Genomic DNA, 15,490 nt, shown 5'->3' with positions numbered 1-15,490 from the left:
GACACCGTCAAAACGGAACAGCATGTGCGAGACAGGACACTAAGATCATAGGCAGGGTCGCAATCAGGAGCCGCGCACCATGGCCACCATTGAACTGCAGCGCGCACAGCGGGACGAACTGGAGTGCATCGAAAACCTGATGCAGTTCTACCTGTACGACTTCAGTGAGTGGCTGCCGCTGAAGTTCGGTCGCCATGGGCTGTTCAACGTTCAGCCCAAGCTCAACTACTGGCGCAAGCCGTCGACCCAGGCGTTCCTGATCAAGGTGGACGGGGACCTGGCCGGCTTCGTCACCGTGGATGACGAGGCGCATTGCGAGGGCGTCGAGTACAACATCGGTTACTTCTTCGTCGGCCGCCGCTATCGCGGGCACGGGGTGGCAGCCTATGCGGTGGCGGCCCTGCTCGATCAGTTACCCGGGCACTGGCAGATTTTCCACCTCGACGCCAACCTGCCGGCCCGGGCGTTCTGGGCCAAGGTCATCCCGCAGATGACGGGAGGTAGTTTCACTTGCCAGCAACGGTCTATCGACGGTTACCCCTGTACCCTGTTCGAGTTTCAATGGGCCTCAGCGCCGACCGTCGACCGACCACCAGCGCGGTAGTAACTGCTGGACCTTGGGCTCGCCGAAGCGATCATCGATCAGCATCACCACCCCCTGGTCCTGCTGGGTACGAATCACTCGCCCGGCGGCTTGCACCACCTTCTGCACCCCGGGAAACAGGTAGGTGTAGTCGTAGCCGGCACCGAACAACACAGCCATGCGCTGCTTGAGTTGCTCGTTGACCGGGTTCAGTTGGGCCAGCCCCAGGGTCGCGATGAAGGCACCGATCAGCCGTGCCCCCGGCAAGTCGATGCCTTCACCAAAAGCGCCGCCCAATACGGCAAAGCCGATGCCCTGGCTACGGGTGGTGAACCGGTCGAGGAAGGCCTGGCGCTGCGTCTCGTCCATACCCCGCGACTGTGCCCACTGGGTAATCTGCGGCCACTGTTCGGCGAGCAGTTGTTGCACCTGTTGCAGGTAATCGAAGCTGCTGAAAAACGCCAGGTAATTGCCGGGACGCGCCATGTATTGGTCGGCCATCAGCTCGACAATCGGCCCGAGGGAGGCTTGGCGGTGTACGAAGCGGGTGGAGATCTGGCTGACGATCTGCACCTTGAGTTGCTCGGCGCGAAACGGCGATTCGACGTCGACCCACACCGTGCCCGGTGGCAGGCCCAGCATGTCGGTGTAGAAGCGCTGCGGGTCCAGGGTCGCGGAAAACATCACCACACTGCGTGCCGCCGTCAGCCGTGGACGAATGAACCCGGCCGGCACCACGTTGCGCAGGCACAGCCGCGACAGACTGCGTTTGCCCTTGGCTTCACGCTGGCTGATGTCGAACAGAAACTGCTCATCGAACAGTTCCGCCACCCGGTTGAATTGCAACGCGTCGAAGTAAAAACCTTGCAAGGCACCATCCAGCCCCTGGGGATGCTCGTTCAGGTAATCACCGATGGCCGCGGTACAGGACGCGAGCGTTTGCAGCAGCTTGTCCGGCACACTGGCGTATGCCTGATAGGGCGCGACCTGCTCCTTGTGCAGCGCGTTCCACTCGCGGTTGACCCGTTGCAGGCTCTTTTTCAATGCCTCGGGCGCGGTTTTTCGCACGCTGTCGAGGGTCGATTGATCGAGGCTGGCGCTGTACATCTGGCGGCCGCGTTCCACCAGGTTATGGGCTTCGTCCACCAGCACCGCGACCTTCCACTGGCTGGCCTGGGCCAGGCCGTACAGCAGCGCGCTGAAGTCGAAATAGTAGTTGTAGTCGGCAACCACCAGGTCGGCCCAGCGGGCCATCTCCTGGCTCAGGTAATACGGACACACCTGGTGTTCGAGGGCAATCTCGCGCAGCGCGGCCTGATTGAGCAACGTGACCTTGCGCGCCGCCGCCCGTGCTGCCGGCAAGCGGTCATAGAAGCCATGGGCCAACGGGCAGGACTCGCCGTGACAGGCTTTGTCCAGGTGCTCGCAGGCCTTGTCGCGGGCAACCATCTCCAGCACGCGCAACGGCAGGCCATTGCTGCTATCGACCAGCACTTGCGCGGCATCCAGTGCCAGCTTGCGTCCCGGTGTCTTGGCCGTGAGGAAGAACACCTTGTCCAGTTGCTGGGGCACCCAGGCCTTGAGCATCGGGAACAGGGTGCCCAGGGTCTTGCCGATGCCGGTGGTGGCCTGGGCCATCAGGCAACGCCCGGTGCTGACGGCCTTGAACACCGATTCCGCCAGGTGGCGCTGCCCGGGCCGGAAGTCCGGGTGCGGGAAAAGCAGCGCCTGCGTGCCTTGATTGCGGGCATCTCGATGGGCCATTTCCTGCTCGGCCCAGTGCAGGAACAAGCCGCAGTGCACGTTGAAAAAGTCCTCCAGCGCCGTGACGCTCCAGGTTTCCACCAGGCTGGTTTCCCGTTCGCCGACGATGTCGAAATACACCAGTGCCAGGTTGATGTGAGCCAGTTGCAGTTTCTGGCACATCAGCCAGCCGTAGATTTTCGCTTGTGCCCAATGCAGTTGCCGGTGATTGGCCGGCATGCGCTCCAGCTCACCCCGGTAGGTCTTGATTTCTTCGAGGCGGTTCTGCTCCGGATCATAGCCATCCGCCCTGCCCCTGACGGTCAACTGCCGGTACTGGCCTTGCAGCGCGACTTCATTCTGATAGGTCGCGCTGCGCCGCGAGGCCACGGTGCGATGGCCGGCGATGCCTTCCAACGCAGTGGGTGACGGCGTAAAACGCAGGTCCAGGTCACCGGTCTTGGCGGTGAATTCACACAGGGCACGCACCGCAATGCCATAGCTCACCCTTCAGGCCCCGCCCATTGCACATAGCAGACGGTGACGGCCATCTGGTGCTCGCGGCAGAACTCCAACCAGCGCAGTTGGTTGTCTTGCAGGCGATCCCCCGGGCCCTTGACCTCGATCATCCGGTAGGTTTTCTGCTGCGGCCAGAACTGGATCAGGTCCGGCATGCCGGCGCGGTTGGCCTTGATGTCCTGCAGCAGGCGTTCGAACCAGAGTTTCAGGTGCTCGGCGGGCAGGCAGGCCAGGGCCTGCTCCAGCAACGCCTCGGTCAGCACGGCCCAAAACACGAAGGGCGACTGCACCGCGTATTTGTCATGGAAACGCTGGCGGATGGTCGCGACGTAACGCCCGTCCGCAAGTTCTGCCAGGCAGGCCTGGAACAGGTCCGCACGCCGGGCATGGAAGTCTTCGCTGAGCAGGTCCGCAGGCCCGCGCTGGAACGGGTGAAAAAACGCTCCGGGCAACGGCGCGAATATCGCCGGCCAGCACAGCAGCCCGAACAACGAATTGATCAGGCTGTTCTCGACGTAATGCACCGGCCCACGGGGATCATCCAGATGAGCCTGGACAAGGCACTCCACCGACAAGGCCGGGTCGACCCGCTCCAGGGTCAGGTCCAGGCGCTCGACCTCCCGCGCCTTGCTCCGTGATGCAGGCGCCCCGCCCAGTTTGCGCCGCAACCTGGGCAGGACCCGCAGCAGTTGCTGGTGCTCGGCAGCACTCTCCGGTGCCTGCTCGGCGTGGCTTGCCAGCTCCAGCGCCAATTGAAACTCGGCGCACCGCTCCAGCACCCGGATCAGCCGCAAGCGGGCCCCGGCATACCGGCACTGGCGATAGATCGCCAGCGCCGTCGGCCAATCGGCCACCCGTTCACAGTGCTGCCCGAGCTGGAACAGCAATTTGCCTCGCCGTTGCTCAAGCCAGGGGTTGGCCGTTTGCAGTGCGTGGATCTGTTCGACCACCTGCGTGACATCCTCGCCGGCTTCAAAGCGCTGCTGGCACTGGTGCAGATAGAGGTAGGCCTCCAGATCGTCGCGGCTTCGCAAACCACGGGATTCGGCACAGAACTCGACATTCTCGTAGGTGAAGATGCCCAGATCGGCCAGCACGAACTCCGACCAGTCCTGGTACAGGTTGCCAAAGAACATCAGGCGCAAGCGGTCGGCCAGGTCCATGATGCTCAGGCTCAGTAGCCGGTCATCCAGTGCCGGGTACCAGTCATTGAACGTCCGCGGGTCGTCGAAGCGCTCACGTAATGCCGCTAGCCACTGCGGTTTTTTCGCCTTGGGTTGCTCAATCAGCGCACCAAAACACTGAACGATCTCCGGCTTGAGCAGCACCTCGAACAGGTCGTCGATCGACAACGGTGCCCGTTCGTCCACCCAACCAAGCGCCAGCAAGGGCTCGGCGGCTTCGGCACTGTCGCCGATCTCGGGATACTGCAACTTGCCGAGGCGAAAATGCAGCCCCTTGCGCATCACCATCCGCACCAGCAATGCCTGGGAGGCACGGGGCAAGCGCCCGAAATCAGCAATGAATTGCTGCTCTTGCCGGTTGAGCACGTCGGCATAACGCTGCTCGAGCCAAGCGAGCACTCGCTGAAAGTTGTTCAGGTAGTAGAAGGGATCATCGAGCGGATTGAGTGTCACAAAGAGGGCGCCATGTCGTGCAGATACTGGTTATGCGTACAGATACCAGCCTGGCACCGGTGCTGGCAAATGGAAAAGGATCAATGGCGGTCATTTGAGCGCTTCCGCACCTTGCACAGGGTTTACGCTTGATTGAGGTACCGGGCGTTTTCAGGGGGTGACCGAACTTACCGCGATTACAGTAGGCCAAGGGCCTGTTGAAAGCGGCCCGGTGCCCGGGCATCGCGACAATGATGTGTTTTTTGAACGAGAGGTTTTTGCTATGAACATCCGCATTCAGGGGTTGTCGTTTGCTGCCGTGGCCTTGCTGGCGCTGTCGGGCTGCTCGACGCCCACCGTCGTGACCCTGCAAAACGGCACACAGTATGTGACCAAGGACATGCCCGACACCCACACCAAAGACGGTTTCTTCGAGTTCGAGGATATTTCCGGCACCGTGATCAGGGTCAGGGCCGACGAGGTCGCCACCATCCGCAAGGAAAAATGATCGCCTGCCGCATGACCAACAAGGGGCCGGGGCCGCCCATGAGCATGTCCCGGCGTCGTTACCGGGTGCATCGTGGATAAAAATCCACTTCCTGTCTGGCCGGTCAGCCCATTGTGTCTATGCTTTTGAGCGTCGACAGCCTGATGGCCGAACCCCAGAAAGGAGTATCCGCTTGAGCACCCATCAACCGCCCCTGAGCCTCAAGGACTTCGCACTGCCGGTGCGGGGTTTCAAGGTGTTGGCCATTGCCCTGACCGTTTTCGGCCTCAGTGCCTGCGCCAGCATCAACGCCAGCTCCACCCAATACGTGGGCGGCGAGCACTTTGCGCCCACCCTGCCCGAGTCGGTGCAAGTGCTGCGCGTCGAACCCACGCGGCCCCATGTCCGGGTGGGTGAAGTGATTGTCGACGCCAGTGTCGAGCCGCCACCGCCGGTGACCGAGATCGAACAGAAGCTGCGCACCGAAGCCGCCGCGATGGGCGGTGATGCTGTGGTGGTGGTGTACGACCGGATCCAGCCGGTGTCGGCCTATGTCAGCGGCCCGCTATGGGACCGGGATATCCAGTCCATCCAGGGACGCAAACTCAAAGGCATCGTGATTCACTACAAATAAGCCTTGATCGGCCCGACGCGCTCTACCGCGCGCCGGGCGTTCTTACCTCAGGCGATCACCAGGCTGGCGCTGCCCAGGTGCTCCAGACTCACCCCCACCAGGGTCACCGAGTCGTTGCCGAAGCTCAGCAGCGTGTCGGCACCCACCGCGGAGGCATGACCCTGCAGTGGATCCCCCAGCCCTACGCCTGCGACCCCGAGAAACACCAGGGTGTCACTGTCCTGGAAGCCGACGATGCGGTCGTGACCGAAGTCGCCACTGAACACAAAGCTGTTGCTGCCACCGCCCGCCGTCAGCAGATCGTTGCCGGCACCACCGATCAACACATCATTGCCCTGGCCCCCGACCAGATGATCGTCGCCGTCCTGCCCGAACAACCAGTCGCCACCGGTGTGCGCCGTGAGGGTGTTGGCGCCGCTATCGCCCTTCACTGATGACGCGTAGTGCGTCAGGCCCTTGTCCGAGAGCAGGCCGGTGTCGGTGACCCGGTGAACCACGTCGTCCTTGAACAGTCCCCACAGGAACCCCGGCTCCTTGCTGCTCAGGCTACCGACATCGCGGGTGATACTGATGCCGCCATTGGCATCGCGAACATACAAGGTGCCCGCGCCGTCGTTGGCGAAGCTGAAGTTTTTCACTGACTGCTGCAGGTCCAGGCTGTTGTTGCCCCCGCCACCCTCGATGATGTTGTAGCCGCCGGCATCGCGGAAAGTGTCGTTGCCGGCGCCTCCGTCAAGGTAATCAGTGCCCTGACCGCCCTGGATCAGGTCGTTGCCGTCACTGCCGATGATGAAGGTGCTGCCCGTGTGGGTTTCGGCGTTGCGGTTGAGGTCCTGTACCCAGGTGCTGCTGCGTGCGGGGTCGGACAGGTTGGCGACGATCAGGGTCGAGTCCTTGCTCGTGAGGTCGTAGAACACTGAGTCCAGCACCCGGGTCATGCCGTCGCCGTAGGCCGTGGGCAGGTGGGAAATCCAGGTCGGGATGTTGAGGATGGAGTACGGCAACAGGTTCCAGACCGTCGAGGCATAGTGATCGTTGAAGTTGACGATGTTGTTGGTCGCCGAATCCTGAGGCGTGTCGTGGACACCCACTGACGCCAGGTTGAAGTCGGAACCGTCCAGCGCTCGGAACACCGGGTCGTTTTCGTAGCCAATGTTCAGCACCTTGTCGCTGCTGCTCTGGGTTGGTGACGCGTAGGCGATGTAGTTGGCGTCCTGATAGAAGCCATTCCAGTGATCGCCGCTCAGGTCGGCCAGGCTGTTGACCGCCAGCCCGCCCAGGCTGTGGCCGCTGACCAGCACGTCCTGGCCGCTCAAGCCATGGGCGGCAGCAAAGGCGGCCACGTCCTGGAGCAAAGATCCAAAGGCTTCGCCGACATAGTTCTTCGCGTAGTCCTCAGGACCCAGCGCCGCCAGCAGGTCATTGATCGCGTCGCCAATGGAGTCGCTGATCAGCGACTCCCGCGGGCCGCTGGTGCCACGAAAGGCGATGCCGATTTCCGTCAGTTGCCCCTGGGCGTCGTACTTACCGAGGATCTCCACCTGGGCACTGGTGTAGCCGGGCTTCTCGCCGAAAAAGGTGCCGCGCCCGTCGACCTTGCCGTCGTAGCCCAACTGCGTGGCGGTGATCGGGGTCCAGCCGGCCTGTTGCACCGCTTCCAGCGCAGCTTTTTCCGAATCGGGGTTCCAGGGGATACCAGGAATCGCCCCTTGCGAATCCGTGCCGCCGATCAGCGCAGTGACCAGTGTGGCGGGCAGCCCGAGGCCGAAACCGTTGTGCTGATAGCCCGTGGCAAAACCGTTATCGAGGTTGTGATAGGCGTACAGCGCGATCGCCATCGCGTCGCTGAACAACGCCTTGGATTCTGATGCGGTAAAGTCTTTGTAGTCATAGACAGCCATGGTATTGCCTCTCTCGTTGTTGGAATTGTCAGAGATAGCTCACGCAGCCGGAACGCCCCGCCGGACGGGACGTTCCCGCGTATTACCTGGTGATGCGATTACGCAAATACGATTCCCGCGCCTGACAGGTTGTCCAGGCCGACGCCCACCAGGGTCACGGCGTAGTCGCCGACCTTGAGCAAGGTGTCGCTGCCCGATTGCGAGGCATGCTGGCTGTAGTCATAGCCCTGCCCTGCACCCTGCACGCCCATGAACACCAACTTGTCGCCACCCTGGTAACCGTTGATGGCATCGAAGCCGAACGCCCCACTGAAGAGGAAGGTGTTGTTGGCACCACTGGCCGACATGACGTCATTGCCCTCGCCGCCGACGAAGGTCACCTGCTGCTTGTCGCTTTGCAGGTGGTCGTTGCCCGACAAACCGAACAGCCAGTCGCCGTCGGCGCTGGCCACCAGCGAGTTACCGTAGGCATCGCCATTGAGCGAATGGTTGTAACGGGTCAGGTCAGTGCCGTTGAGCAAGCCCTGGTCGGTGACGCTGTAGTTGACGTCCTTGTTGAACATCCCCCACAGGGCGCCGGACTCCTTGCTCACCAGCGCGTCGATGTCCCGGGTCAGGCTGATGCCACCGTAGCTGTCGCGCAGGTACAAGGTGCCATCGCCGTCATGGGCCAGGTTGAAGTTCTGCAGCGGCTGTTGCAGTTCCAGCAGGTTGTGCCCCTGGCCACCGAGCAGGATGTTGAAGCCGCCGCCATCGCGAAAGCTGTCGTTGCCGTCGCGCCCTTCCAGGAAATCATTGCCCTTGCCGCCACGCAGCAGGTCGTTGCTGTCGGTACCGATGATGAAGGTGCTGCCGGTGTGAGCTTCACCGCTACGGCCCAGGTCTTCGATCCAGGTGCTGCCACGGGCGCTCTCGGACAGGGTCGAGACGAAGATCGTCGAGTCCTTGTGGGTGAGGTCGTAGAACGCCGAGTCGATGACCCGATTGAGGCCATCGGCATAACCCAATGAGCCATGGGCCGCCCAGTGTGACGGGTTGGCGATGCTGAACGGGGTCATCTGGGTGGAGGCGTAATGGTCGTTGAAGTTGACCAGGTTGTTGGTCGCCGACGCCTGGGGCTGGTCGTGCTTGTACAGCGACGAAGCGGTGAAAGTGGTGCCATCCAGCACACGGAACACCGGGTCGTTTTCATAGCCGATGTTCAGCACCTGGGTACCGGGCGAGCTTTGGGTCGGCGAGGCAAAGGACACATAGTTGGCGTCCTTGTAGAAGCCGCCCCAATGATCACGGCTCAGCTCGGCGACACTGTTGACGCCCAGGCCGCCCAGGCTGTGGCCGCTGATCAGCACGTCCCTGGCACTGAGACCCTGGCTGGTGGCGAACGCGGCAACGTCCTTGAGCAAGGTGTCGAAGGCACTTTTGGCGTAGTTCTTCGCGTAATCCGTGGGACCTACGGCCGCCAGCAGGTTGTTCTTCATGTCGCCATAGGTATCGCTGTACCCCAGGCCGCCGGTGCCGCGAAACGCAATGCCCAGGCCGAGCAGCTTGCCCGCCCCGTCGTACCTGGCCAGCACCTCGGCTTCGGCGCTGGTGAAGCCGGCCTGCTCGCCAAAGAAGGTACCTTGGGCACCCACGGTACCCTGGTAACCCAATTGCCCGGCCGTGACCGGCGTCCAGCCGGACGCCAGCGGCTGGCCGGTCGGCGTGTAGGCGTAGAGCGTCAAGGCGATGGCATCGCTGTACAGCGCCTTGCCAGCCTCACTGCCGAAGTTCCTGTAATCAAATACACCCATGGTCTTGCCTCTTGGTCAGTGCGGTTGCGTGTTGCGGTTGTACGGTTGAGGCGGCCATCAGAATTGCCAGTCGAGGGTCAGCCCCACGCCGTGGGTCTTGTCGTTGGAGCCCAGCAGACCGTTGTAGTCCAGGTTCAGGCTGACATCCCGCGCCAGCGCCAGGCCGGCGCGTACACCCACCACCGCGGCGTTGCGGTCCATGGACACGCTCTGCACGCTGAACGGGGTACCGCCACCGTTGGCAAAGGCCAGGTTCTCTTCGCTGTGAATGTTGCTCAGGTTGTGCTGCCAGCCCAGGGTCCCGGACAGGTCCAGTGACTGCTGCGCGCTGAGTGCCACGCGCTGACTGGCGCGCAGGCCGAGGGTTGAGAGCACGGCATCGCGGTTGTCGTCGCCGCCCTTGAGCGCTGCCGCCCCGCCTTTTTCGGTGAAGCTGTCACTGCCCACGTGCACGTACGCCAGGTTGGCGAAGGGTTCCAGGGCCATCGGTTGCAGGTCCAGGCGGTAGGCGGCCTCGGTGAACACCTGGGTGGTTTGCGCATCGCGCTTGGTTTTCTGCTTGGCGCTGACGTCGCCGAACTGCAGTTCCCGCTGGCTGTCGATGCGGTGCCAGCTGTGGGCGCCACCGACACTCAGGCGCAGCGCGTCGAGCTGATGCCCGGCGTACAGCCCCAGGTGGTAACTGTCGACCGAAGCCGAGGAATGGGTACCGTCGCCCATGCTCATCGAACTGTCGCTGTAACCGGTGACGAAGCCCAGGCGGGTATTTTCGGCGATCAAGCCGTCCACGCCGGCCAGCAGGCCGCCAATGGAATGGGTGTAGTTGGCATCACCCTGGTCGCCATCGGTCTTGCCCCAGGCGCCGAGCACTTTGACCCAACCGTTGTTGTCGTCGCTGCCGGGGGTGGCGGCGTCATACAGGCTGTGATCGCGCAAGCGCTCACCCACGGCATCGCGCAGGTAGCGCGAGTCGTTGACCAGCAAGGTGCCGATGGCCGGGTGGATTTCCCCGGACAGTTGCTGGAACGCTTGCTGCGCGCTGGCGGCGTCCGGCGACAGCAGCACGGTTTCGTACAGGGCATTGCCGGCACCCAGTTGCTCGGTGGCCGCGGCTACCGAACGCTGGTTCGGGGTCTGGCCGACGCTGGCAAAGCTGTTGCCGTTGCGCCCGACTTCCAGTTGCACGGCGGTGGCCGAGTAGTCGAGGGTGCCGCCGAGGAACGCGTAGTTGGGCAACACCGCGCCGAACTGACCCTGGATACCGCCAGCCGCTTGCAGAATGTTGTACTGGGTGCCCAGCAGGCTGCGGACCTGGGTGGTACTGAGCAGGGTTGGACTGTTTTCCAGGGACAGGCTGACGGTCGCGCCCTGAACGGTGGCCTGGCCACCCGCGACGATGCGGTCGCTGCTCGTAGGTGAAACTTCCACGGCGTAGGTCGAACCCGGTGCGAAGGTGACATCGCCGGCCACGTTCAAGGTGCCGATCGAGTTACCCGGTGCCACCGTGCCGCCGCTGTTCGCGTGCAGTGCACCGACCCGCCCGGAACCGCCGAGGATGCCGCTGTCGTTGACGGTCACCGTCGAGTCCAGCGAGCCATTGATCGCCAGTCGTCCCTGATTGACCAGGGTCGGGCCGCTGTAGGTGTTGTTGCCAGTGAGCACCAGCGTGCCGATGCCCTGCTTGGTCAAGCCGCCGTGACCGGCAATGTCGTTGCCCCAGACATCCAGGCCGCAACTGAGGTCAGTGCACAGGCGTTGCGTGGGTTTGCCGGCATCGATGACCGCGCCGATGCCCGGCAGGTCGGCGACGAACTGGCCGTTGCCATAGGCACCTTCTACGCGAAATTCCTGCGGGATATCGGCGTCGGCGACGAACATGCCGGGGCCGTCGATGCCCTTGCGCAGGTTGATCATGCCCCAGCCGTACAGTGAGTCGATGCCCGGTGTGCCCATGTCGGTGGCGGTGGTTTTCAGCACGCTGGCGACCTGCGCGCCGGTCATGTACGGGAAGCGCTCCATCAACACCGCCGCAGCACCCGCCACATGGGGCGCGGCCATCGAGGTGCCACTCTTGTTGGCGTAATCCATGGTCAGGTTGTCGGCGTTGGTACCGCCAATGACCGCACTGTAAATGCGACTGCCCGGAGCCGACACGCAGAAACCCGCGGTGTAGCCGCAACGCGAGGAGAAGGTGCTGATGGTGTACGGGTCGGCGCTGGCGAGGTCCGGATTCTTTTGCAACGCGGCCACGGTAACCCAGTTGGCGGCGATGTCCGGGACGAAATAGCCGAGGCCGGCGATGGCATCCGGGTTGTTGAGGTTGTAGTCGTTGCCGGCGGCGAAAATAGTCACGATGCCGCTGCGGGCGGCATCGATGGCGCCACGGTAGGCACCGCCCTGTTTGGTATCGAGCAAGGGCTGGATCTGGTCGAACTGCAGTTGAGCGTCGTTCACCGTGAAATGCGGGAATGCCGGATCGCGACCACCCTGGTCAAAGCGGTCGGTGATGCCGATGCCCCAACTGTTGTTGATGATCCGCGCGCCACTGTCGCGCAGGGCGTCCCAACCAGCCTTGTACACCGCGCCGTCGTTGCCCAGGATGATGCCGTCTTCCGGGCCCGGGTCGCCATTGTCGGCGCTGATGATTTGCGCGTTGAACGCCACGCCGTGCATCGGGTTGCCGTCGCGGCTGCCGGCCGCGATCCCGCCGACGTGGGTGCCGTGGGAACCCAGCTTGCCGTCCGAACCCACCGATGGCGATCCGTCATACAGAAAAGCATCGCCGGCTTTTACCGGAATGTACGGGTCGGTGTATTCGCGAATGCCGCGAGTGACCAGAGTGATCACTTTGTCCGCACCGGAAAACTCCGGGTGCGGGGCGTACACTGGCTGGTCGAAGATCCCCAGTTTCACCCCTTTGCCGGTGTAGCCAGCAGCGTAGGCATCCTGGGCATTGATCGCCCCCAGGCCCCACTCGGCATTGAACTCGGCGCTGCGCCAGCTGTTGGCATCGCCGACCTTGCCGGTTTCCTCATAGGGCGCGGCCTGGGCGGTTCCCAGGGTCGCCAGCGCACAGAGCAAGGCACGGTTGAGGGTTTTCAAGGTGAATATTGCGTTTGCTTGAACCGGTTGCACGTTCATCCAACCACCATCCTTAGTTGTTTTGCTGTTGTTGTTATTGCCCGACCGTTCCCGGCCGGGTTTGCTGCTTGGGTCAGAACTGCCAGTTCAGGCTCAGCCCTACCCCATGACTGCTCTCGTCACTGGCCAGACGGCCGCTGTAATCGAGGTTCAAGCGCACGTCCCTGGCCAGCGCCAGCCCTGCCTGCACACCGACCAGGGCGGCATCGCGCGCCAATGGCGTACTTTCCACGGCGAACGTCGGGCCACCGCTGGCGAACGCCAGGTGATCCTGCGAATCGGTGCCGCTCAAGGTGTGCTGCCAACCGAGGGTGCCCGCCAGGTCGAGTGCCTGTTGACCGGACAGGTTGAAGGTTTTCAGCGCGCGCACCCCCAAGGTGCCAAGCACCGCATCACGAGTGTCCTCGCCGCTTTGCAGCGCGGCGGCATCGCCTTTTTCGCTGAAGCCGTCCGTATCAAGGTGTACATAGGCCAGATGGGCGAAGGGCTCCAGTGCCAGCGGTTGCAGGTTTAGGCGGTAGGCCGCTTCGGTGAATAGCTGGGTGGTGCCGGCATCGACCTTGGCCTTCTGTTTCGCGCTGACGTCGCCGTAATGCAGGTCACGCTTGATGTCCGCGCGGTGCCAGCTGTAGGCCCCGCCGAGGCTCAGGCGCAGCGCGCCCAGTTCACGCCCGGCGTAGGCGCCCAGGTGATAGCTGTCGACCTGCGCCCGGGAATGGGTGCCGCTGCCCAGGTTCAGCGAACTGTCGTTATACCCCGCCACCAGCCCCAGTCGCGTGTCCTCTGCCAGCTCCCCATCGACCCCGGCCAACAAGCCGCCAATCGATGATGTCGACCCCGCGTGGTCGTCGTGCGCGTCGCTCGTCCCCCAGGCGCCCAGTGCCTTGACCCAACCGTTGCTACCCGGCGCCTGATACTGCAAGCGCTCCCCCACCGCATCACGCAGGTAACGGCTGTCGTTGATCAGCAAGGTGTCGAGTGCCGGATAGATTTCTCCTGACAACTGCTGGAACGCCTGCTGCGCGGGTGCGGCCGACGACGACAGTAAAAGGCTTTCGTAGACCGGGTTGCCCGTGCCCAGTTGCTCGACGGCAGCGCCCACCGAACGTTGATTCGGGGTTTGCCCGACACTGGCGAACGACGTGCCATTGCGCTCGATCGCCAGTTGCACGTCGCTCGCCGAGTAGTCGAGACTGCCGCCGATAAACAGGTAGTTGGGCAACACCGCCCCGAACTGGCCTTGAACGCCGCCTGCCGCGTGCAGAATGTCGTAGCGCTGTCCCAGCAGGCTGCGCACCTGCGTCACACTCAACAGTGTCGGGCTGTTTTCCAGTGAGAGACTGACTGTCGCGCCCTGGACCGTGGCCATCCCCGTCGCCACGATCCGGTCGCTGCCCGAAGGCGACACTTCCACCGCATAGGTCGAACCCGGTGCCAGCGTCACGTCCCCGCTCACTTGCAAGGTCCCGATCGAATTGCCGGGGGCAACGGTGGCACCGCTGCGGGCAGTCAGCCCTCCAACGCGTCCGGACCCGCCAAGGGTGGCGCTGTCGTTGACCGTCACTGCTGAACTCAACGAGCCATTGACCGTCAGCAGGCCGCCATTGACGGTGGTTGCGCCGCGATAGGTGCTGTTGCCGGTCAACTCCAACTGACCGGCACCGGATTTGATCAGGCTACCGGCATACAGGCGTTGGGCGGCCGCGGCGTCGCGCGCCGTGCCCACGGCGTAGTCGGTCTGGTCCTGTTGGCTGGCGTCGCTCGCAATGCCGTGTTCCCAGCCCTTGTCCTTGAGGGTCTGTTGCCACGCGCTGCGCTCGGCGGCATCTTCCGCCTGACGCTGCAGCAGGGCCTTGTCGGAAATGTCATTACTCCACACATCGCGCAGGCTGGCGCCCAGGTTCGCGTCGAATTCGCCGAGCAGTTGTCCCGGACCACGCATCGCCCGAGCCAGGTCGGGCACGCCCCAGCCCACCCGGTCGGTTGGCGCGTCAGTGATTGAACCGTCGAGCTGAGTCGCGGTGGTCAGCAGCACATGCAAGGCTTGCTGGTTGTTCATGTACGGGTAGCGTTCCATCACCAGGGCCAACGCCCCCGTCGCGTGAGGCGCGGCCATCGACGTGCCGTTCTTGCTGGCGTATCCGCCACCGACGATGGTGCTGTTGATCTTTGCGCCAGGGGTGCTGATGCACCAGTATTTGGCGATGCCGCACTGGTTGTATTTCTGCTGATTGTTTTTATCCAGCCCCGACACTGCCAGCCAGTGACCTTCCAGGTCCGGCTCGAAATACGGCAGCGCCGAACGCACGCTGGCGTTGGCATAACCACTGTTGCCGGCGCTGAACACATTGATCACCCCGCGACGCGAGACATCGGCCGCGGCATCGATCCAGGTGTTGCGGTTCCAGTGCTGGGCATAGGCGGCATGCAGGCTTTCGAGGGTCTTGTAATCGACGTCCTTGGGCTGGCTGCCCCAGCTGTTGTTGATCGCCCGCACGCCGGCATCGGCGAGGGCATCATAGGCGGCCTTGAAGTAACCCGGATCGGGGCCGGGACCAAACAGGAAGCTGTCGTTCTGGTTGGTGTTGGCGACGTACACCTGCGCGTTGAATGCCACACCGTGCATGCCGACACCGTCACGGGCCGCGCCCATGGTCCCCGTGACATGGGTGCCGTGGGAGTCGTTGTTGCTGTTGAGCACACCGCTGACACTGAACGGCGTACCGTCGACGTCGATACCGTTGGCCACGACCGGAAGCATTCGCGCGGCCTCGGGATGGCTGGGGTCAAAGCCTGAGTCCATGGCGCCGATCTTCACGCCTTGGCCGGTCATACCGGCGGCGTAAGCCTGATTCGCCTGCATGCGATCCAGCCCCCAGTCCTCCTGGTACTCCGGCGTGCGCCAACTGGCTGCATCCTGGGGTTGCCCCGGATCAAGATAAGCGGCCTGCACCGCCGCCGGAAGCGCTGCCATCAGCAGCAACGAACGGGCAGCCATGGGTCTGGAACGGTAACGTCGTACATCCGTGTTCATAAAAACTCGCTTTTCTGGCGTTGTTATTGTTGAGTCCCC

At 63.2% G+C, this 15,490-nt stretch carries 9 protein-coding genes; 3 read left to right on the top strand and 6 right to left on the bottom strand.

Annotated features, from left to right (window positions below):
• Positions 1–79: 79 nt before the first annotated feature.
• Positions 80–604 carry a GNAT family N-acetyltransferase gene (locus AC3WQN_RS05590; RefSeq protein WP_103399041.1) on the top strand — a complete coding sequence of 175 codons (525 nt, stop codon included), beginning with the start codon at positions 80–82 and terminating at the stop codon, positions 602–604.
• Here AC3WQN_RS05590 and AC3WQN_RS05585 read toward each other — a convergent pair.
• Together AC3WQN_RS05585 and AC3WQN_RS05580 are read right to left on the bottom strand one after the other, a co-directional pair.
• Positions 569–2,833: an ATP-dependent DNA helicase gene (locus AC3WQN_RS05585; protein ID WP_103399040.1), complete on the bottom strand. Its 2,265-nt coding sequence runs from the start codon at positions 2,831–2,833 to the stop codon at positions 569–571. The genes AC3WQN_RS05590 and AC3WQN_RS05585 overlap by 36 nt on opposite strands.
• A complete protein-coding gene (locus AC3WQN_RS05580) occupies positions 2,830–4,482 on the bottom strand; it encodes a VRR-NUC domain-containing protein (protein ID WP_103399039.1) in 1,653 nt (550 codons plus the stop codon). The genes AC3WQN_RS05585 and AC3WQN_RS05580 overlap by 4 nt, the downstream gene beginning before the upstream one ends.
• A 262-nt stretch (positions 4,483–4,744) precedes the next feature.
• Here AC3WQN_RS05580 and AC3WQN_RS05575 point away from each other — a divergent pair, with 262 nt between their 5' ends.
• Positions 4,745–4,969 carry a YgdI/YgdR family lipoprotein gene (locus AC3WQN_RS05575; RefSeq protein WP_103399038.1) on the top strand — a complete coding sequence of 75 codons (225 nt, stop codon included), beginning with the start codon at positions 4,745–4,747 and terminating at the stop codon, positions 4,967–4,969.
• A gap of 214 nt (positions 4,970–5,183) precedes the next feature.
• Positions 5,184–5,582 (top strand): hypothetical protein, encoded by a 399-nt coding sequence (locus AC3WQN_RS05570; RefSeq protein WP_256587209.1) that lies wholly within the window; start codon positions 5,184–5,186, stop codon positions 5,580–5,582.
• A gap of 47 nt (positions 5,583–5,629) precedes the next feature.
• Here AC3WQN_RS05570 and AC3WQN_RS05565 read toward each other — a convergent pair whose 3' ends face one another.
• The 4 genes from AC3WQN_RS05565 to eprS form a co-directional block, all read right to left on the bottom strand.
• On the bottom strand, positions 5,630–7,483 hold the full coding sequence (locus AC3WQN_RS05565; protein ID WP_103399037.1) for a polyurethane esterase: 1,854 nt from the start codon (positions 7,481–7,483) through the stop codon (positions 5,630–5,632).
• 98 nt (positions 7,484–7,581) lie between these two features.
• A complete protein-coding gene (locus AC3WQN_RS05560; RefSeq protein ID WP_103399036.1) occupies positions 7,582–9,276 on the bottom strand; it encodes a polyurethane esterase in 1,695 nt (564 codons plus the stop codon).
• 57 nt (positions 9,277–9,333) lie between these two features.
• Positions 9,334–12,417, bottom strand: coding sequence for an autotransporter serine protease (locus AC3WQN_RS05555; protein WP_103399035.1), 3,084 nt, complete (start codon positions 12,415–12,417; stop codon positions 9,334–9,336).
• A 73-nt stretch (positions 12,418–12,490) separates the two neighbouring features.
• Positions 12,491–15,451 carry an autotransporter serine peptidase EprS gene (gene eprS, locus AC3WQN_RS05550; protein ID WP_103399034.1) on the bottom strand — a complete coding sequence of 987 codons (2,961 nt, stop codon included), beginning with the start codon at positions 15,449–15,451 and terminating at the stop codon, positions 12,491–12,493.
• Positions 15,452–15,490 lie beyond the last annotated feature (39 nt).

This window comes from Pseudomonas sp. FW300-N1A1 (assembly GCF_058789115.1).
Note: the sequence above shows the minus strand (reverse complement) of the source record. Positions and strands in the feature narration are given on the sequence as shown.

Bases quoted from the DNA above. Each gene is read 5' to 3' on its own strand.
- AC3WQN_RS05555 (WP_103399035.1), bottom strand. From the start codon at position 12,417: ATGAACGTGCAACCGGTTCAAGCAAACGCAATATTCACCTTGAAAACC.
- AC3WQN_RS05575 (WP_103399038.1), top strand. From the start codon at position 4,745: ATGAACATCCGCATTCAGGGGTTGTCGTTTGCTGCCGTGGCCTTGCTG.
- AC3WQN_RS05560 (WP_103399036.1), bottom strand. From the start codon at position 9,276: ATGGGTGTATTTGATTACAGGAACTTCGGCAGTGAGGCTGGCAAGGCG.
- AC3WQN_RS05565 (WP_103399037.1), bottom strand. From the start codon at position 7,483: ATGGCTGTCTATGACTACAAAGACTTTACCGCATCAGAATCCAAGGCG.
- AC3WQN_RS05590 (WP_103399041.1), top strand. From the start codon at position 80: ATGGCCACCATTGAACTGCAGCGCGCACAGCGGGACGAACTGGAGTGC.
- eprS (WP_103399034.1), bottom strand. From the start codon at position 15,451: ATGAACACGGATGTACGACGTTACCGTTCCAGACCCATGGCTGCCCGT.